Origin of the sequence: Arthrobacter sp. Y81, from assembly GCF_002929335.1 — a bacterium.
Classification (GTDB): domain Bacteria; phylum Actinomycetota; class Actinomycetes; order Actinomycetales; family Micrococcaceae; genus Arthrobacter.
Genome location: NZ_PJIL01000002.1, coordinates 390,858 through 409,731 on the forward strand (window position 1 = coordinate 390,858; position 18,874 = coordinate 409,731).

Sequence of the window (18,874 nt, forward strand, 5' to 3'; positions counted from 1 at the left end):
GGGTCAATTGGCGTACTGGGGCCAGGGGATGTTCCAGTCGCCGAATCCGTCGTCGAAGTTGGCGTTCTCGCCCTCGGTGTTGACCACCTGGACGACGTCCCCGGTGGTCATGTTGTCGAAGACCCATTTGGCGCCGTCCGGGCCGAGCCCGATGCAACCGTGCGACAGGTTGGCCACACCGATGTAGGGCAGCGCGGAGTCCGTGGCCTGGTGGATGAACTCTCCGCTGGGCGTGAGGCGCGTGGCGTAGTTAACGTCAAGCTCGCCGTAGTAGGCCGGGTCGTCCGGCTTCAGCCCAATGCTGGAGGCAGACATGTGCTCCACGCGGTACTTCTCCATGAACACAAGGAAGCCCCGGGCCGACGGGAACCGGGTGTCACCCATGGTGGCGGGCCATGAGCCCGCCGGTTTGTCATTAACGCTCACCGAAAAGGTGTGCGCCGTCGCGTCGGCGACGGCGACTTTCTTGTCGCCGACGTGGACCGTGACCAACTTGTTAAAGTTTCCGATCTGCCCGTTGCCGAAATCGATGCCGAACAGCTGCATGTCCATGGTCACCGTGCTGTTGGCGGCCCAGAAGTTCTCGGCCCGGTACCGCACCATGCTGTCGCTGAACCAGTGGAATGCGCCCGCCTGGCCGGACGTCGAGGAGATCTTGATGGCCTTCTCCACTGCATCCTTGTTCAGCACGGGTTCGCTGAACGTGATCTGCAGTGGCTGCGCTACGCCAACCTTCATGCCGTCCAGCGGGTAAACGGCGGCATCCGCTTCGTTGGCCGTGGTCACAGTGGTGAACGTGCGTGTGTCATTGGTCTTGCGGCCTGCAGCGTCGGTCACCACGAAGTTGTAGGTGTAGCTGCTATTGAACTGCAGGGGGCCGGCGGCTGACCAGCCGGTTCCATCCGGGCTGAGGCTCCCCTCGACGGCTTCCCCGTCGCTGTCCGTCAGGGCCACGCGATCAATGCTTCCGTTGGTGACGCGGAGCGACACCGGCGCTGCCGGATTCACCTGCTGTGCACCGTCTGCCGGGGAGGCCGCAAGCTGCACCGGCGCCACCACCGGTGCCGCCAGTCCCGGCGTCGAACGTTCAGCGGAGCCGGCCTCGGATTCAAAGGCGGCGCGGCCGGAATCCGGGGCGACGGCCGCGAAAACTCCCCCGCCTGCGGCCAGCAGGCAGAGTGCTCCCAACAGGAGCACCGTCCTGGTGGTGGTCCGGTGTTCCCGTGCCGTCACGGCCCGGGGACCATTGCAGTCGTCATGGTCCCAGCCTAGGCCACCCACCTTGGAGTTCACGGGGAAACCGGCAACACAAGGGTCACGAAGAAGGGCCCCGGATCTCGATCCGGGGCCCATCATGCATGGTGATTCGCGCCGGCGTGCCAGCCGCCGCAGGCTTAGTAGCGGTAGTGGTCCGGCTTGTACGGACCGGCGACGTCCAGGTCCAGGTACGAGGCCTGCTCCTTGGACAGTTCCGTCAGCTCGACGCCCAGCGCGTCCAGGTGCAGCCTGGCAACCTTCTCGTCAAGGATCTTCGGTAGTACGTAGACCTGCTTCTCGTACTCCCGCTCACCCTCGGGCTGGTCCCGCTTGGTGAACAGTTCAATCTGCGCAATCGTCTGGTTCGCGAAGGAGTTGCTCATCACGAAGGACGGGTGGCCGGTGGCGTTGCCCAGGTTCAGGAGGCGGCCTTCCGAGAGGACGATGATGGAGCGACTGCCCTTTCCCGTGTCGGGGTCTGCATCAAAAACCCATTCGTGCACCTGCGGTTTGATTTCCACCTTCTTGATGCCCGGAATCCGTGCCAGCCCGGCCATGTCGATTTCGTTGTCGAAGTGGCCGATGTTGCCCACGATTGCCTTGTCGCGCATGCCGGCCATGTGCTCGGCCATGATGACGTCTTTGTTCCCGGTGGTGGTGATGAAGATGTGGCCCTCGCTGAGGACGCTCTCCAGCGTCGCTACCTGGTAGCCGTCCATGGCCGCCTGCAGCGCGCAGATCGGATCGATTTCCGTGACAATCACGCGGGAGCCCTGCCCGCGGAAGGCTTCCGCCGCGCCCTTGCCCACATCGCCATAACCGCAGACGACGGCGACCTTGCCGCCCATCAGGACGTCCGTGGCGCGGTTGATGCCGTCCGGCAGCGAGTGGCGGATGCCGTACTTGTTGTCGAACTTGCTCTTGGTCACCGAATCGTTGACGTTGATCGCCGGGAAGAGCAGCTTGCCCTGCTCAGCCAACTGGTAGAGGCGGTGCACGCCGGTGGTGGTCTCTTCCGTGACACCGAGCAGGCGGGAGCCGATGCGGGTCCACTTCTGCGGGTCCTGGGCGAGGGAGGCCGTCAGCACGTCAAGGAAGACGCGGCCCTCGTCGGACTCGTCCGCCGCTGCGGCCGGCACGGATCCGAGGGCTTCGAACTCGACGCCCTTGTGCACCAGCATGGTGGCGTCGCCGCCATCGTCGAGGATCATGTTCGGGCCAAGGTCCGGGTTGCTGTCCGCGCCGGGCCAGGTGAGGATCTGTTCGGCGGTCCACCAGTATTCCTCGAGGGTCTCGCCCTTCCAAGCGAACACGGGAACACCCTGCGGGTCCTCAACCGTGCCCTTGCCCACCACAACGGCGGCTGCGGCTTCGTCCTGGGTGGAGAAGATGTTGCAGGAAGCCCAGCGGACCTCGGCGCCCAACGCGGTGAGGGTTTCGATCAGCACGGCGGTCTGGACCGTCATGTGGAGGGATCCGGCAATCCGGGCGCCCTTGAGCGGCTGGCTGGCACCGAACTCTTCGCGCAGGGACATGAGGCCGGGCATCTCGTGTTCCGCAAGGCGGATCTGGTGGCGGCCGGCCTCGGCCAGGGAGATGTCGGCAACCTTGTAGTCGAAAGTCATGTGAGTCCTTGTGTTGTATCCGGGGAGATTCTGGAACGGAGGGATGACGCGGCCCTTCGGCGAACTATGGGAAGTTCGGTGCCGGGCGGGCGCGCGATGGGCCGGCCGGTCAGTTATTCGGCGCTGGCGGGGCCCGCCGCGGCGGAACTGGAGGATGCGGAACCGGACGCGGCGGAAGCGCGCCCGCCGTCGTGCTGGTCCGAAGATGCGGCGGTGGCGGCGGAAAGCAGTTCCGGCGGCAGGAGCAGCGGGATGCCGTCCTCGATGGCATAGCGCAGCTTTTCCCCGGACTCACCGGCGGCGGTCGAGACGAGTTCATCGCCTTCCTGGACCAGCGTGGAGCCGGTAACGGGGCAACGCAGGACAGACAACAGGTCAGGACTGATCTTTGGCATAGTGGATGCTCCTGATGGGCGCCGCAGCAGGCGCACCGGTGGCCGATGGATTTGCAGCTTCCAGCGTACAAGCTTCCCGGCGGTGCCGCGCTTTAGGACGGACGCGCTTTAGGACGGACGCGGCTTAGGACGGTTCGCGGAGGATGCGCAGGTGTCCGCGCCGGGTGCCTTCCCCCACGGGAGGGGCCTCGAGCGCGGCGTGGGCGGACCGCTGGCCTGGAACCGTGTCCGCAGCGGACGGCCGCAGCGCCGCCTCCCGGACGGCGTTGGCGAGGGCCAAAAGGTCATCGGGGCCCGGCTGCGGCGGCGTTGCCGGCATGGCCAGGCGCAGGACTTCCCAGCCCCTCGGCACCGTCAGCGACCCGGCGTGCTGTTCGCACAAATCGTAACAATGCGGTTCCGCGTACGTGGCCAGCGGACCCAGAACAGCCGTGGAGTCCGCATATACGTACGTCAAAGTTGCCACCGCTGACTTGCGGCAGGCCGATCTTGAACATTGACGAATAGCACCCACGACATCACAGACTACTCCCCGTTTAAGGCCCCGCCGTGCATTACGGTCCGTGGCGCCGCAGGCAGTCCCGATGGCCCGTGTGGCGTTTCGGGTTATGTCGCGTATTTCAGGCGGCGGGTTTAGAGTCAATGTATGCAGCAATCGCACCACGTTCCGGGTTTTACGGTCCGGTTGGCTGACCCGGGAGCCGGCCAGCCGGCGGACAGCGCCACGCCCGCGGAAGCGGTCCGCGGGAAGAGCTTTCGAGAGCGCCGCAGGAACCGCCATGGCCGTGGCCTGCGCGGCGAACTGATGCTGCCCACCCTGCCCGGATACCGCACCCGCTCGGACCGCTTCGACGAGATGGTCATGGACTCCGCCCAGCGTCTGCATGACATCTGGGGCAAGCCGCTGGACGGTGTCAGGTTTGCCGTTGACGAGATCCCGCAGGGCCTCGAACAGCTGGTTGCGGACCGGTCCCCCGCACCCATGGGCCTGTATGAACCCGCCACCGCCGATGAAGGTCCGGTGATCACGCTCTACCGCCGGGTCATCGAGAACGCCTGCTCCGGCCGGGAGGAGCTCCAGGACCTGGTGCACGACGTCGTGGTGGAACGCACCGCCGAAATGCTGGGGGTCGCGCCGGAGACACTGGACCCCGTGTACCGACGCCGCTACTGACCTTCCGCTAGTAGCCCAGTTTTACCGCGACCTGCTCCTGGCCAGCTGCGCCGGGGGCCACTGCCACCGTGGCGACGTCTGCGCGCCCTTCCTGCTCCAGCAGCACCGCGCCGTAAGCGGCATCCCCGGATGCTGACACAACGTATCCGAGCACTGGCGCCCCGCCCACTTCGTCCGGCACCTTAACGAGCGCCGTTGTACCGCCGGCAAGGTCAGCGGTGGCGGCTGTACGGAGCTTGCCGTCGGCCGTGATCGGCGTATAGGTGATCTTGGCCCGGTCATCGGGAGCCCCCAGGACCAGGTACCGCTCTCCGCTGCGCGGCACGGCGACCACATGCTGGCTGCCGAGCCTGGCTGACGACGGCGACCACGCGAAGTCCGTGGCGCTGTCCGACTTCAGCCCGCGGGTGACCCGGGCAGCAGCGGCAAACGAAACATCGGCGCTGGCTGCCACGGTGTACTGGCCGGCCGGGACACCGGCGAGGGAGACCTCGGTCACGGACCCGCCCTTGGCCGTGACCACGCCGCCGCCCGGCAGTGCCTTTTGGCCGTCGCGTCCATAGAGCTTGATTTCGACCACGGCATCGGCCGGACCGGGAACAGCAATCTGCAGGGCCGCTGCGGCGTCGGCAAAACCCTGTTTGGCAGCGAGGGCCCTGGCGGAAGCCGGATCCTGGATGTCCACCCCGGATATCACCTGCCGGGATGCCGGGGCCGCCCCGGGCACAATGAAGTCCACGCCGCCCGGAGTGAGTCCACGAAGGGTGCTTTGCTGGACGACGGCGGTGACCGGCCCTCCGGCGCTGCGTGCGTGGATACTCAGCTTCTCCTGGTCCGGAACCAGCCCGGCCAGCACGATTGAACGGGTAGTCCCCGGTGCGACCAGGAGCCCCCTGCTGCCGGGCGCCTGGATCTGGCCCTGGGCGCCGTACAGGTCCAGGCTGACGGTGGCCGGGGTGCTGGAGGCGTTGCTGAGGTTCAGTACCGCGGTCCGGCCCAGCACAGTGTTCGCCCCGACCAGCCACAGATCGTTGGCCGGCTGCTGGCAGCCTGCGGCGGCCGAGCCCTGGAGGTCGCCGTCGGTGGCGGTGTAGCTCATGACGGCTCCGGCCGTGGCCTGCTGGTTACCCACGGCGTCCGCGCTCAGGACACTGACGGAGTCCACTGCCCGTTGGGACACGACGCCTGCCAGCAGCGGGGCAGGCCCGGCCGCGGCGGTGGGCGTGCCGGGGTCCTTGGCGATTTCGGTAAGGGCGGTGCCGTTCAGCTCGGCCAGCCTGCTACCGGGCAGCACACCGGTATTGGTGCTCAGCACGGCGGCGTCGACCAAACTCCTGGCTGTGGCCGACTCCGGGCTGAACTGCGGGTCCGTGCCCACGGGAGTGCCTTCCAAAAGCCGGGCCGGGCCGGGGCAGATCCCCACATTGCTTCCCGCGGGGACCGCCGCCAGCGGAGCTTCGAGCTTGCGGCTGCCGGCGCTTTGCGGTGCCATCGACGCCGCCGCCACCAGGCTTCCCGCGGCGGCCACGATCACCACTGCGGAGGCGAGTCCTGCAACCGTTCCGCGGACGGAATTTCCGCGTCCCGTGAGCCGCTTCAGGCGGGCGGCCGCCGGAGCGGGCACCGCTTCGTTGTCCGCTGCGTGAGAGCCGTCCGCCGGGACGTCGGCACCCGCCGCGGCGGTCACGCCGTCCCGGCTTGCTTCCGGTACGCCGTCGTTCTCGTCCTTATGCATGCTGATGTTCCTTACGCAGGGAGCCTTCGTCCCGGGAGAGGCCGGTGTTCGGCCGGCGGGCAGGCATGGGGACGGCCAGCAGTACCGTCAGGCCGATGACCACGGCCTGGATGACGGCGGTCCACACCGCCCACTGGTTTTCGTAGCGGATGGTGAGCTGGCCGGCCTGGGCGGGGAGCGTGAATGCCTGGGACCAGCCGGACGTGGTGGACGTCAGGCGGCGGCCATCCATCCACGCGGACCATCCCGGATCTGCGCGTTCGGCGAGGACCACGAGCCGGCCTTCCGGTCCTTCCGGGACAGCGGCGTCAACGGTTTCCAGGCCGGACGGGACGAGCCCGATCGCGGCGCCGGAGCCGTCAACGATGCGTACCCGGTGGGCAACGTCCGCGGCGTCGATGACCGGCTGGTTCAGCGGGCTGATCCGCCAGAGCCAGCCGACGTTGGTCTGCCCAACAGCCACCAGTCCGGGCACGGCGTCCATCCGGCTCGCGGTCAGCTGCGCAGCGGTGTCCGAGGCCCGGAGGACAACGAATCCGGCTCCGAGGCGTTCCAGTTCCGGACGCGGGTCAACGCCCTGGCCGGCGACCACTGTGGCCACGACACTGCGCAGGGCTGCCGTGACGGCGTCGTCATCCCTGACGGTTTCCGCGCCGGGGTCGCCCATGATGTTGCGGGCGGCCGCGATGGTGGACAGGCCGTCCAGGGTGGTGCCGGCGCCCCTCACGATGGAGGCATTAAAGGTGCCGTCCTCCACCGTGTCGATAACCAGCGTCCTTGCCTGCTCCGGCCCCTGGCCGCGGTCGATGGCCGTGGCGGGAAGAGTGCGGGCGGCCGTGGGAACGATCTGCCGGGGGGTTCCCAACGGTGAGGTTCCCGCCGCTGCAGGCGCAGCCCCGGATGCTGACTGCAAAATGTTCTGCGCGGCCCAGGCAGTCAGGCCGGCCACGGGTCCGGCGAGGAGCAGCACCATGGCCAGGACGGAGACTGACTTAAGGGCGATCCTTCGGGCGGTCGGGGCGGCGGCCGGCTGCTCAGCGAAGCAGAGCAGCCCGTCGGCCCCGATCAGGGCGGCGCCCAACAGCGCGAATCCGGCCGCGGACACGGCAGGTCCCGTGAAAGGCGTGACGAGCATGTCGGCGCTGGCGCCGGTGGCGACGTGGCCGGCGAGCCAGGATCCGGCGAGGATGATCAGTCCTGCTACCCACAAGGCGCGGGCAACGCGGGTGCGCTTGCCCGGGACAAAGAGCGCCGCCGTCGCGAGGGCCAGGACCGGGGCCCCGACCAGCAGGGCCAGGAGCAGGGCCCACGGGACGGCGGACCCGTCGAACATCGGAAGGCCGGCCAGGCCGCCGTCGGTATCGAAATGGAGCGGCTGTCCCAGAATCTGCTGCCACAACGGCGCGCCATCAAAACCGAGCGGCACGCCGGGGTCTGCCAGCAGCGCCCGGGGACGGTCAAGCACGGAAACACCGAACGGAACAAAAAGTGCGGCGCTGGGAAACAGCGCCCACCATACGGTGCGGCCGCGCCTGCCCAGGAAGATTCCGGCCAGGACAACCACGAGGGCGGACGGAAGCAGCAGCGACGGTGCCGCTGCTGCCACAACGGCAAGGGCCAGGCCCGCCGCCGCAGCGGCCGTCCAGGACGGTGTCCCGTTGACACCCGGCTTGGTGGGAGGCTTTTCCGTGAACCGCCGGTCCCCTGCTTCGGGAACGGCAAAGCGTCCCTGACCGCGGGCGGTACCGGTGGCACGCAGCAGCGCCAGTACCAGCAGCGGCATCATGATGTGTGCAACGAGTGCTCCCAGTCGCCCCTGGTTCAGTGCGATCTGCAGGGCGGGCGCGCCGCCCCACACGAGGGCTGCCACGAGGCGGAACCGCCGGCGCGTGGTCACGCCGCCGGCGGCGAACCACGCAGCGAGGCCGGAGAGCGGCATGGCGAGCAGCAGAAGCCAGGCCAGGGCGCTGTTCGCGTCGCCTCCGCCGGCAAGGCCGAGGATCCACAGGAGGAAAGCGAAAGGGTCGCCGTGGCCGGGCAGTCCGGCGCCCAGCCCGATCCACCAGCCGGTGGCGTGGTGCCAGATGTCCGAGACCTTTGAGGAGAGCGGAATCAGCGCTCCGCCGGAGACGGCTTCGGCGCGGAAGAATCCGGAGAGCCCAATCAGCGAGGCCGCCGCCGTCAGGAACACGGTGAGCAGGGCACCGCTGCCCACCCAGCCGCGGTCGGAGGTGGTCAGTGCGGCGAAATCGTCCGTGGAGTCACCGCTCGGCTGTTCGGCCAGCGGATCGGTCCTGGCGGCGTCCTCGGCCGAGTCGTCGGCGCCCAGGGCTTCTATGAGGGAACGACGGTGCGCCCAGACCTCACGCCGCGGGGTCTGGAGTCCTTTGATGACAGAGCGGCGGATCTTGCGGGTCCGTGCAGCCTCCCGGCGTCCGCGGATCACGGCACCGGGCCGGCCCAGTGCCACGAACGTCGCCACGAGCTGGGAGAATCCGTGGCCGGGGTCCTTGACGGCAATGCTCAGGACGAGCTTGAAGAGGCTCCCGAGCAGCGCTCCCGCCGCGTGCAGCGGCACCTTCCACCACACGGCGTGCTTGAGGCGCAGGTGAACCTGGGCTTTGCGGGCGGCGCTGGCGCTCCCCAGCGCATGCGGCCGGTGCGAAACGTGGAACATCCGTGCGGTCGGCACCACCACCACGCGGTGTCCGGCCAGCCGGTTGCGCCAGCAGAAGTCGACGTCGTCCCCGGTGCCGGGCAGTCCGGGGTCAAAGCCGCCCAGTTCTTCCCAGACGTCCCGGCGCACCAGCATGCCGGCGGAGTTGACCGCAAAGGTATCGCTGCGGCCGTCGTACTGCCCCTGGTCAAGTTCGTCCGCCTCGATAAGGGTCAGCCGCTCAGCCCAACGGCTGGTGGAAAGCCCGACGTCGATCAGGCGGCGCCTGGCGTTCCAGTCCAGTTGCTTGCAGCCTGCCACTGTCACTGACGGTGCCCGCTCCACGGCATAGAGCAGTTCGGCGAGGGCCTCCGGGGCGGGTGCTGCATCGTCGTGCAGCAGCCAGACCCACTCCGTGTCGGCCCCGGGCCGGTCAGGATCCCAGGGGTCCAGGGCGGCCAGGCCGGCCTTGACCGCGTCCCCCATCCCGCTCCTCCCCTGCTGGAAGGTGGTGACATTGGCTTCGCCGAACGCGTCGTCAAGTAGAGCCACGGAATTGTCCCGCGAGCCGGTATCGACGCCAATAAAAGCGTCCACCGGACGGGTCTGCTCCGACAAAGCCGCCAGGGTCATGGGGAGATAGTCACCGCCGTTGTGGGCGACCACAACGGCGGTGACATGTACTACTTGAAGAATTAGACTGCCCGCTTCCTCAGCCGACGGCGCTCGCGCTCGGAGAGGCCTCCCCAAATGCCAAAGCGTTCGTCATTCGACAGCGCGTATTCCAGGCACTGTGAGCGAACGTTGCAGGCGCCGCAGACCTTCTTGGCGTCACGGGTGGAGCCCCCCTTTTCGGGGAAAAAAGCCTCCGGATCAGTCTGGGCGCACAGTGCGTCCGTCTGCCATCCAAGTTCGCCTTCGTCGTCGAAGTCCTGTTGGAAGGGAAGGCCGATCCAGACCGGCTGCGCGGTGGTTTCCGAATGAAGGGTCTGCAGTTCCATCGGAGGATCATGCAGATCATTGTCCTGGTCCGGGTTGCCAGCCAGCAGCGCCTCATGCGCTGCCAGGAAGGCCGTGGCCTGGTCCTGCAGTGAATCGTTGGTGCTTTGGTTGTACCGCTCGGCAGCATCCGGATCGGCCGGATCTACATACCAATCGCTTGGCACGCCCCGCGAACGGTACTTTGCCGACGCCTGACCGGCGACGACGGCATCTTCATGGATACGCTCAACTTGCCCCATTATGGCGTCCCTCCTGATGTTGCTGCCTCTGCTGTGAATACCTGGACACTCGGTTGTGTGGCCTGTATTTGCGCAATGGCTTTCGATAACTAATTACACGTGTGTAAGTCGTTGGTAGTCAAGCGGCAGCGGGATAATAATCAACCCGGGACACAATCCGCCGCCACGCCACGCCCGGGGTTTTTTGGCCGACTCGCCGCAATCACCGCGATTTTGACAGCCTACTGACTAGTTTTCTGGGAATTTCCCGGGAATCCCGGGGCTTCCGCCCTCCGCGCTTCATTTAGGCTAACAAAGTTAGTTATCAGCACGTGTCGGAGATCACATGGGGCCGGACGCTGCGCCCCGGTCCCCGGGCTTCCTGCCCTGCCCTCGGACGCACCTCCCGCGCCCACGGGCACCGTGGCAAGATGTTGGCATGAGCATCCCCGCGATCGACTTGATGACTGCACTGCGTTCCGGCCACTCCACGTCCCCGCGACTGACCTGGTACGGACCTGACACCGAGAGGGTGGAGCTGTCCGGCCGCGTCCTGGACAACTGGGTCGCCAAGACCAGCAACCTGCTGCAGGACGAACTCGACGCCGAACCCGGGATGCGGCTGCGGCTGGACCTTCCGGCGCACTGGAAGTCAATGATCCTGGCCCTTGCCGCCTGGCAGCTTGGGATGGAGGTTGTGCTGGACTCCGGCGACGCCGAACTGCTCGCCACCCACTCACCGGAATCCCCTCACCAGGAGTCGGGGTTCGACGCCGTTATCGCAGTGCCGCTTCCGGCGCTGGCAATGCGCTGGCCCGGAGAGCTGCCGCCCGGCGTCGTTGACTTCGGCGCCGAGGTTCGCTCGCACGGTGACGTTTTTATGGCCCATGTCGATCCGGAAGCTTCCGGGCGGGCGGTCATGTCAGCAGCCGGCACGGCCCATGTGCACTCGGACCTGCTCACTGGCTTCGCGGCGGCCCACGACGCGGGAGTGCGGCTGCTGGTCCGCGCCGCGGACGGCCTCGAGGCTGCCCTGGTCCAGGCGCTGGGCGCCTGGCACAACGACGGTTCCGTTGTGCTTGTCCACCCTGACGTCAAGGTGACCGACAAGCTCCTCAGCGACGAACGCGTAAAGGGAGCATAGGCCCCGCTAGTTCATCCGGTCCGGGCTGCGGTCCGGGCTGCGGAGGTCCGGGTCCTTGAGCCTTGCTTCCGGCTCGCTGCCGGGAACGTGGACTGCGTCCTTGTTCTGGTGGTGGTGCAGCTCGATGATCTCGTGGTCGTGCGAGAATGCCGGCTCTTCGTCGAGTTCCTTGTTGAAGACGAGGAAGCGGTAAGCGAAGAAGCGCACCACCGTGGCCACCAGGATGCCGGCCACACCGGCCAGGAACAGCATGTTCTTGTCCGTGATGCCGAAGGAATACTTGGCCAGGGCCGTGAACCCGGTGGAGATGCCGATACCGATGCCGTTGATCAGGATGAACATAAAGAACTCACGGATCACGTTGTCCTGGCGGCGATGCCGGAAGGTCCAGAAGCGGTTGGCGATCCAGGAGAAAATCGTAGCGACCGTGGCGCCCACAAACCTGGCTTTGGCCTCGCTGTCCGTCATCGGGCCGTGCATCAGGTAGTAGGTCAGGCCGTTATCGATAACGAAGGCGACACCGCCGACGGCGCCGAACTTTGCCACCTCACGCCAGAAGAGTGAGGCGAGTCCGCGCAATCGTTCTGCAAGTGTGTAAATCATGACCCTCCATGGCCGTCTGAGATTTCAGGCCACAGGGCCAAGGACCCATTTTAGCCGGTAAAGCTGGGAGGAGTCCCGACAGCCCTGCAGGGCAGCGGGGTGCGGGCGCCGAAATAACGCAAAATCCGGGCCGAAACGATGCGAAAGCCCGGAACACCCCCGCTCTTCTGTAGGCTGGCTCTTGTGACTTTTCCAGTAATCGGCGTAGTTGGCGGCGGCCAGCTCGCCCGCATGATGGCCCCCGCCGCAACGGCCCTGGGCTTTGAACTCCGTGTCCTTGCCGAAGGTGAGGACGTATCCGCAGTCTCCGCTGTGCCGACGTCGCCGGTAGGTGACTACAAGGATCTTGACGCCCTGCTGGAGTTCTCCAGAGGGCTGGACGTCATGACGTTTGACCATGAACACGTCCCCAACGACCACCTGCGGGCGCTGCAAGAGGCCGGCGTCAATGTGCAGCCCGGCCCGGACGCCCTGGTCCACGCGCAGGACAAACTGGTGATGCGCGCGGCAATCGACCGGCTGGAGCTGCCGAACCCGGTGTGGGCCTCGGTTGCCGACGTCGACGCCCTGGTTGCCTTTGGCGAGGACACCGGCTGGCCGGTGGTGCTGAAGACGCCCCGCGGCGGTTATGACGGCAAAGGCGTCCGCATCGTCGGGTCCGTAGCGGAAGCCGCGGACACCGCGGACTGGTTTGCGGCCATGACTCCCCTGCTGGCGGAGGCCAAGGTCGAGTTCAGCCGTGAGCTGTCTGCGCTCGTTGCCAGGACTCCGGACGGTGAATCCCGCGCGTGGCCCGTTGTCCACACCATCCAGGTGGACGGCGTCTGCGACGAAGTGGTCGCCCCTGCCCAGGACATCCCCCTCGAAGTGGCGGCAGCTGCCGAAGACGCAGCGATCCGCATCGCCAACGAACTCGGCGTCACCGGCGTCATGGCCGTGGAACTCTTTGAGACCCCTGGCGTTGGCTCCGGCTTCCTCATTAACGAGCTCGCCATGCGTCCGCACAACACCGGCCACTGGACGCAGGACGGATCGGTGACGAGCCAGTTCGAGCAGCACCTGCGCGCAGTACTGAACCTGCCCCTCGGCGCCACGGACGCCCTGGGCCCGGTGGTAGTGATGAAGAATTTCCTCGGCGGCGAGAACCAGGAGCTGTACTCTGCCTTTCCGCAGGCCATGGCCACCGAGCCCGCCGCGAAGATCCATTGCTACGGCAAATCGGTCCGGCCCGGCCGGAAGATCGGCCACGTCAACCTGGTGGGGGCCTCGGCCGCTGACGTTGATTCCGTCCGGCAGCGTGCCACGACCGTCGCCAGCATCATCCGTGACGGCCGGGCACCGGCCCGGACATCGCAAGACTCCGAGGAGACCGCATGAGCACACGCACAGCTTCAATCCACGCCGCTGACACGGATTCAGCCGCGCCGATCGTGGGCCTCGTCATGGGGTCCGACTCGGACTGGCCGGTCATGGAAGCTGCAGCGGAGGCCCTGGCCGAATTCGGCATCCCCTTCGAAGCCGATGTGGTCTCGGCCCACCGGATGCCCACCGAAATGATCCGCTACGGCCAGACCGCCCACGAGCGCGGTCTGCGCGTCATCATCGCCGGAGCCGGCGGCGCGGCGCACCTGCCCGGCATGCTGGCTTCCGTGACCCCGCTGCCGGTCATCGGCGTTCCCGTCCCGCTGAAGACGCTCGACGGCATGGACTCGCTGCTGTCCATCGTCCAGATGCCCGCCGGCGTGCCGGTGGCCACCGTGTCGATCGCTGGCGCACGAAACGCCGGCCTGCTGGCCGTCCGGATGCTGGCCTCCGGGACGGACGACCTCGCCGTCCGCCTGCGCGGCGAGCTGATCGAATTCGCCCAGGAGCTCAACGACGTGGCAACCCGCAAGGGCGCGAACCTGCGCCACAAAGTCAGCGAAGTGTTCTCCGACGGCAACGTCGTTCTCCGGGGTAGCCGTTAGGAATCAGTAGATGACCACCAGCCAATCCCGTCCCCAGGCCCCGCAGCAGGCCCTTACGGACCCCGTCCGTAACCCCGTGAACGCTCCGGCGCCCGTCAGGACGAAGCGTGCGTTTGTCCTGCTGCTGCTGACCCTGTTCGTCCCCGGCAGTGCCCAGATCGTGGCCGGCGACCGCAAACTGGGAAGGATCGCGCTGCGGGTGACACTCGCTGTCTGGAGCCTGGTGGTCGTGGCACTGGTGCTGCTGCTGGCAAACCGCACCCTCCTCATCGGGATCCTCACCAACACGGTGGCGTCACTCCTGATTATCGTCATCCTCGTTGCCCTCGCCCTGGGCTGGGCAGCGCTGTTCGTCAACACGCTCAGGCTTATCCGGCCGGTCCTGCTGGCGCCCGGGATGCGGCCCATCGTCGGCGTCGCCCTGGTCCTGGCGATGGTGCTCAGCAGCGGCACCCTGGGCTATGCGGCCTACGTGCTGAACGTAAGCCGGAACGCCATCGACAGCATCTTCGCCGGAGGCCCGGCGATCGACCCGGTGGACGGCCGCTACAACTTCCTGATGATGGGCGGCGACGCCGGCGACGACCGCACGGGCCGCCGTCCGGACAGTCTCTCCGTCCTCAGCGTCGATGCCAAGACCGGACAGACCGCCATCATTTCAGTGCCCCGCAACCTGCAGAATGCCCAGTTCAGCGAGGGCTCCCCCATGCGTCAGATCTACCCTGACGGTTACAACTGTGGCGACGAATGCCTGATCAACGCCATCAACACCGAAGTGACCAACGAGCACACGGACCTCTACCCCGGCGTGGCAGATCCCGGCGCCCAGGCAACGCTCGAGGCCGTGTCAGGGTCCCTGGGTATCACCGTCCAGGCCTACGTCCTCGTTGACATGGAGGGGTTCGCGAAGCTCATCGATGCCATGGGCGGCATCAGGATCAAGGCCGGCGGCTGGGTGCCGCTGAGCGGCGATATGGTGGATGAGGCCAACGGTATCCACGGGATGCCAACAGGCTGGATCCCGGCCGGCGATCAGCATCTGGACGGCTACCACGCCCTTTGGTACGGACGCTCCCGGGAGTTCGTGGACGACTACGCGCGTATCCAGCGGCAGCAGTGCGTCCAGCAGGCCATGCTGAAGCAGCTGGACCCGGCAACGCTGCTCTCCAAGTTTGAGGACATCGCGAACGCGGGCACGAAGGTGGTGGACTCCAACATTTCCGCGAGCCAGCTCGGCAGCTTCGTGGACCTGGCCATGAAGGCCAAGGGCAAGGAAGTCAGCCGGCTGACCATCGGGCCGCCGGACTTCGACGCCTCGTTCTCCACCGTGCCGGACTTCGACCAGATCCACGAGAAGGTTGACCAGCTGCTCGCCGCCCAGTCCGAAAAGCCGGCGGGGGCAGCCGGGGATACCGGCGCGGATGACAGCATCGTGCAGCCCGGAACGGCCGCAGGCCCGGTTATGGCGGCCCCACCGCTGGTTCCCCTGACCCAGCCGGCCCCGTCGCCGTCGGCGTCGGACTTCACACCGGTGACCACCACCCCTGATGGCGAGCCCATCACCGAAGAGATGCTCAACCAGTTCAAGCGTGAGGGCAACGAGCAGGCAATCCGGGACCTCGTGGCCACGAACGGCCAGTGCCGCCCGCTGTAGGCGCACGGCTCCACCTTCCTTCCGCCGTCCAGGCGCCAGCACGCATCGATGAATCTGCAGCAGCCAACCTGCTGCAACGAGATAAGGACACCAGGCTGTGTACGAAATTGAGAATGTCCTCCGGCCCTACGCCTGGGGATCAACCACCGCCATCGCCGGCCTGCTGGGCAGGCAGGCCTCCGGCGGCCCGGAAGCGGAACTGTGGGTGGGCGCCCACCCGGACTCGCCGTCCGTCGCCACCGCGGCCGACGGCGGGCCGCTGGCTTTGGATGAACTGATCAGTTCCGATCCCGAACACCACCTGGGCAGCGCCAGCGTGGCCGAGTTCGGCCCCCGCCTGCCGTTCCTGCTCAAGGTCCTGGCCGCCGAGAGCCCCCTGTCCCTCCAGGTGCACCCCACGCTGGACCAGGCACGGACGGGGTTTGCCCGCGAGGAGGCTGCCGGCGTCGACCGTTCCGCCGCGGAGCGGAACTACAAGGATGACAACCACAAGCCGGAGATGATCTTCGCCCTCACGCCGTTCGAGGCGCTGTGCGGGTTCCGCCCGGCGGCGTCGTCCCGGGCGCTTTTTGAACACCTGACAGGGTCCATGCGTGAGATGTCGGTTGAAGTTCCGCAGGTGTTCCTGGATGTTGTGGCGGACCTCTCCGCGCCGGTTGAGCACGATGCCCTGAAGGCTGCTTTCACCAGGCTCATCGGCGGCGGCCACGCCGTCTCGCATGCGGTGCGGGAACTCGTGGCGGCCCTCAAGGCCGGGCTGCCGATGACCCCGTACCAGACCGAGCTGTCGACGGCGGTCAGCCTGCATGGCCACTACCCCGGCGACCCCGGTGTGCTCATCTCGCTGCTGCTGAACCGGATCTCGCTGGCGCCCGGCGAGGCCGTTTACCTGCCGGCAGGCAATATCCACGCATACCTGCACGGCCTCGGAATCGAGGTGATGGCGTCGTCGGACAACGTCCTCCGCGGCGGACTCACGCCCAAGTTCGTGGACGTTCCCGAGCTGCTGGCCACTGTTGAGTTCGAGTCGGTGGGAGTGCCGATGCTGGACGCTGAGGTGTCCGCGCTGGGCCAGGAACTCTACCGTCCGCCGTTCCGCGAATTCCAGCTGCAGCGGATCGTGCTGGAGCCCGACGGCGCCGCCGTTCCGGTGGCGCAGTCCGGTGCAGCCGTGATCATCGTGGTGTCCGGCTCGGTCCTGCTGGACTCCCCCAAGGGCGACCTTCACCTGGACCGCGGGACCAGCGCCTTCCTTCCTGCAGCGGAGGCTCCGGTCAACGTACACCCGGTTGGCGGCGCCCCCGGGCGGGCCGTTGCCTTTGCCGTGACCACCGCCGTCGGGTCCTGATCCGGTGGAGTACTTCCTGCAGACCCCGCAGTGGGCGGATTTCCAGCGGTCGCTCGGGCGCACGGTCCACGAACAGTCAGGTCCCGGGTGGAGCTTCCTGGCCGTTGAGGAGAAGAACCCGGCGGGGAAGGTACTTTACGCCCCGTACGGTCCGGTAGCGGCTTCCCTGGAAGCGTTCGACGACGCGCTGGCGGCTCTCGTGGCCGCGGCCCGGAAGAGCGGGGCAGCGTTTGTCCGGATCGAACCAGTCAGTGCCGGATTCGACGCTGCTGCGTCCGGAACCGTGCTGCGGAGCCGCGGCCTGCAGCCCGCTCCGGTCAGCCAGCAGCCGGAACTGAGCTGGATCGTGGACCTGGAGCAGGACTTCAAGGACGTCCTCGCCGCCATGAAACCCGTGAACCGGAACCTCTACCGGAACATCCACAAGAAGGACGTGACTTTCCGGTCGTCGCAGGATCCAGAGGACATCCGCGTGCTGTTGAACTTCCTGCACATGACAGCCAAAAGGAGCGGGTTCAAGCCGCAGAGCGATGAGTACCTAAGCCAGGTGGCCCGTTCCCTCATGCCTGCGGGTGCGGCCACTCTGTTCATCGCCGAACGCCACGGCGGCCCCATCGCCGCGGCCCTGGCCTACGATTCCGCCGACACGCGTACCTATGCCCACGCGGCCCTGGACGACTCGCACCGGAAGCTCAGCGCCGGCATACCGCTCCTGGTCACACTCATGGCGGATGCCAAGGAGAAGGGCCTGAAATACGTGGACCTGTGGGGTGTGGCACCGGAGGACCAGCCGAACCACAAATGGGCCGGGTTCACGGCGTTCAAAAAGTCATTCGGGGGGCGCGAGATCGCCTACCCGGGCACCTGGGACCTGCCCGTGAAGAAATTCCGTTACGGCGCCTACCAGCTGGCCCGGAAGGCCCGCGAAAAACTCCGCGCCCTCCGTAACTGACCCACCCCTGCCCTCCCCGAGCGCGAACTGGCAGCTGATGCCCTCAAATTCACCATTTGGGGGCATCAACTGCCAGTTCGCCGCAGAGTCTTCGCGCCGAACGGGTCCAACAGGGCCCTGACCCTGTCGACGACGGCGGGCCTTTCACCTTCGAGGTCGTGCTTATCGACCCGGAGCTCCCGCCAGCCCAGGCTTTCGGTCAGTGACTGGCGTTTGATGTCGCGGCGGTACTGGTCCGGATCGCCGTGGTGAAGACCGTCATACTGAAGCGCGATCCGGTGCTCAGGGTAGGCCGCATCGGGCCAGACCACCGGATGACCAAGACCGTTGCGCAGCACCACATTCAAGGCAGGCTCGGGAAGTCCGGCCCGAACCAAGGCGAGGCGCAACATGGTTTCGGGGGCCGAGTCCGCTCCGACGCGGACCAGATCCAAGGCGAGCCGCGCCTTCTTCACACCGCGCATCCCCGGGTGTTGGCTGATTATCCGCTGTAAGTCGGGGACTGCGGCCAGCGGCTGCCTCGGCAGAGGGAAATCTTCGCCGTGTTCGACGACGACCGAGTCGCCGGCCGCGACCAGTTCGTCGAAGGCCAACACCGATGCGAGGTCCAGCCAGGTGCGCGCAGGCGAGGTGAGGCGGACGCCGTCGGACATCATAACTTCGCCCTCTTTGAATGACAGCTGGTGGCCCACCACATTTCGACGGCGCGGTTTACAGCTGTCGGCCGGGCGGGCGATGTGGATCCGCCAATCGGCGTCCAGCCAGCCCGGCAGGCAGATGCGCCAGAGCCGGGCAGCCGCCGAGTGGGTAAGCACGCAACCCGGGTCGAGGCGGGTATAGGCACGGACGTTGTCGGCCGCACTCCCGGTGCTGGCCAGGGGCAGCCTGACCCCGCGGGACGGGGTGAAGATGCCAGCGCGGCTCAGCTGTTTTCGGCTGAGCCCCAGCTTATCGGCGTCGGTAACGAGGAAGGATCCATGCGGTAGCTGAGGTGGCATCGGTGTCCGGGACATGGTTCATTCTCAACCGAAATACGACTGTGCCAACGGTTATCCACAGGACGGGATTCAGCCTTAAACGCGAACTGGCAGCTAATGCCCTCAGAAGTTGGATTTGAGGGCATTTGCTGCCAGTTCGCGCTGAA

At 66.9% G+C, this 18,874-nt stretch carries 16 protein-coding genes; 7 read left to right on the forward strand and 9 right to left on the reverse strand.

Annotation, left to right across the window (positions count from 1 at the left end; translation table 11 throughout):
- Positions 1–3: 3 nt before the first annotated feature.
- The 4 genes from CXQ91_RS04450 to CXQ91_RS04465 all read right to left on the reverse strand — a co-directional run bounded on the left by CXQ91_RS04450 (position 4) and on the right by CXQ91_RS04465 (position 3,791).
- Positions 4–1,233: an Ig-like domain-containing protein gene (locus tag CXQ91_RS04450; protein ID WP_104172706.1), complete on the reverse strand. Its 1,230-nt coding sequence runs from the start codon at positions 1,231–1,233 to the stop codon at positions 4–6.
- A gap of 161 nt (positions 1,234–1,394) precedes the next feature.
- Entirely contained in the window at positions 1,395–2,882 is a 1,488-nt protein-coding gene (ahcY, locus tag CXQ91_RS04455; protein ID WP_104172707.1) for an adenosylhomocysteinase, read from the reverse strand.
- A 113-nt stretch (positions 2,883–2,995) separates the two neighbouring features.
- Positions 2,996–3,277 (reverse strand): Trm112 family protein, encoded by a 282-nt coding sequence (locus CXQ91_RS04460; RefSeq protein WP_104172708.1) that lies wholly within the window; start codon positions 3,275–3,277, stop codon positions 2,996–2,998.
- Between the two features lie 124 nt (positions 3,278–3,401).
- Positions 3,402–3,791: a DUF3499 domain-containing protein gene (locus CXQ91_RS04465; RefSeq protein WP_104172709.1), complete on the reverse strand. Its 390-nt coding sequence runs from the start codon at positions 3,789–3,791 to the stop codon at positions 3,402–3,404.
- A 132-nt stretch (positions 3,792–3,923) separates the two neighbouring features.
- Here CXQ91_RS04465 and CXQ91_RS04470 point away from each other — a divergent pair, with 132 nt between their 5' ends.
- Positions 3,924–4,451: a metallopeptidase family protein gene (locus tag CXQ91_RS04470; RefSeq protein ID WP_104172710.1), complete on the forward strand. Its 528-nt coding sequence runs from the start codon at positions 3,924–3,926 to the stop codon at positions 4,449–4,451.
- Positions 4,452–4,458: 7 nt separating this feature from the next.
- Here the strand turns inward: CXQ91_RS04470 and CXQ91_RS04475 are convergent, their stop codons facing one another.
- From CXQ91_RS04475 to CXQ91_RS04485, 3 genes are read right to left on the reverse strand one after another with little or no spacing between them, the layout of a single operon-like run.
- The gene (locus CXQ91_RS04475; protein WP_104172711.1) at positions 4,459–6,186 is read right to left on the reverse strand and encodes a DUF5719 family protein; all 1,728 of its coding nucleotides are present in this window, start codon (positions 6,184–6,186) and stop codon (positions 4,459–4,461) included.
- A complete protein-coding gene (locus tag CXQ91_RS04480) occupies positions 6,179–9,508 on the reverse strand; it encodes a glycosyltransferase family 2 protein (RefSeq protein ID WP_104172712.1) in 3,330 nt (1,109 codons plus the stop codon). Before CXQ91_RS04480 ends, CXQ91_RS04475 begins: the two co-directional genes overlap by 8 nt.
- 29 nt (positions 9,509–9,537) lie before the next feature.
- Entirely contained in the window at positions 9,538–10,083 is a 546-nt protein-coding gene (locus CXQ91_RS04485; RefSeq protein WP_104172713.1) for a WhiB family transcriptional regulator, read from the reverse strand.
- Between the two features lie 418 nt (positions 10,084–10,501).
- Between CXQ91_RS04485 and CXQ91_RS04490 the strand changes: the two genes are divergently transcribed.
- Positions 10,502–11,206 carry a TIGR03089 family protein gene (locus tag CXQ91_RS04490; RefSeq protein WP_104172714.1) on the forward strand — a complete coding sequence of 235 codons (705 nt, stop codon included), beginning with the start codon at positions 10,502–10,504 and terminating at the stop codon, positions 11,204–11,206.
- 6 nt (positions 11,207–11,212) lie between these two features.
- Here the strand turns inward: CXQ91_RS04490 and CXQ91_RS04495 are convergent, their stop codons facing one another.
- Positions 11,213–11,809: a GtrA family protein gene (locus CXQ91_RS04495; protein WP_104172715.1), complete on the reverse strand. Its 597-nt coding sequence runs from the start codon at positions 11,807–11,809 to the stop codon at positions 11,213–11,215.
- Positions 11,810–12,040: 231 nt separating this feature from the next.
- Between CXQ91_RS04495 and CXQ91_RS04500 the strand changes: the two genes are divergently transcribed.
- The 5 genes from CXQ91_RS04500 (at position 12,041) to CXQ91_RS04520 (ending at position 17,730) form a co-directional block, all read left to right on the forward strand.
- The gene (locus tag CXQ91_RS04500) at positions 12,041–13,186 is read left to right on the forward strand and encodes a 5-(carboxyamino)imidazole ribonucleotide synthase (protein ID WP_308471386.1); all 1,146 of its coding nucleotides are present in this window, start codon (positions 12,041–12,043) and stop codon (positions 13,184–13,186) included.
- Positions 13,183–13,776 (forward strand): 5-(carboxyamino)imidazole ribonucleotide mutase, encoded by a 594-nt coding sequence (gene purE / locus CXQ91_RS04505; protein WP_104172717.1) that lies wholly within the window; start codon positions 13,183–13,185, stop codon positions 13,774–13,776. Before CXQ91_RS04500 ends, purE begins: the two co-directional genes overlap by 4 nt.
- 10 nt (positions 13,777–13,786) lie before the next feature.
- Positions 13,787–15,430, forward strand: coding sequence for an LCP family protein (locus CXQ91_RS04510; RefSeq protein WP_104172718.1), 1,644 nt, complete (start codon positions 13,787–13,789; stop codon positions 15,428–15,430).
- A 97-nt stretch (positions 15,431–15,527) separates the two neighbouring features.
- Positions 15,528–16,778, forward strand: coding sequence for a mannose-6-phosphate isomerase, class I (gene manA, locus CXQ91_RS04515; protein WP_104172719.1), 1,251 nt, complete (start codon positions 15,528–15,530; stop codon positions 16,776–16,778).
- A 4-nt stretch (positions 16,779–16,782) separates the two neighbouring features.
- On the forward strand, positions 16,783–17,730 hold the full coding sequence (locus CXQ91_RS04520; RefSeq protein ID WP_104172720.1) for a peptidoglycan bridge formation glycyltransferase FemA/FemB family protein: 948 nt from the start codon (positions 16,783–16,785) through the stop codon (positions 17,728–17,730).
- Between the two features lie 65 nt (positions 17,731–17,795).
- On the opposite strand, the gene CXQ91_RS04525 is transcribed toward CXQ91_RS04520, so the two are convergent.
- Positions 17,796–18,743 (reverse strand): endonuclease domain-containing protein, encoded by a 948-nt coding sequence (locus tag CXQ91_RS04525; protein ID WP_104172721.1) that lies wholly within the window; start codon positions 18,741–18,743, stop codon positions 17,796–17,798.
- Positions 18,744–18,874 lie beyond the last annotated feature (131 nt).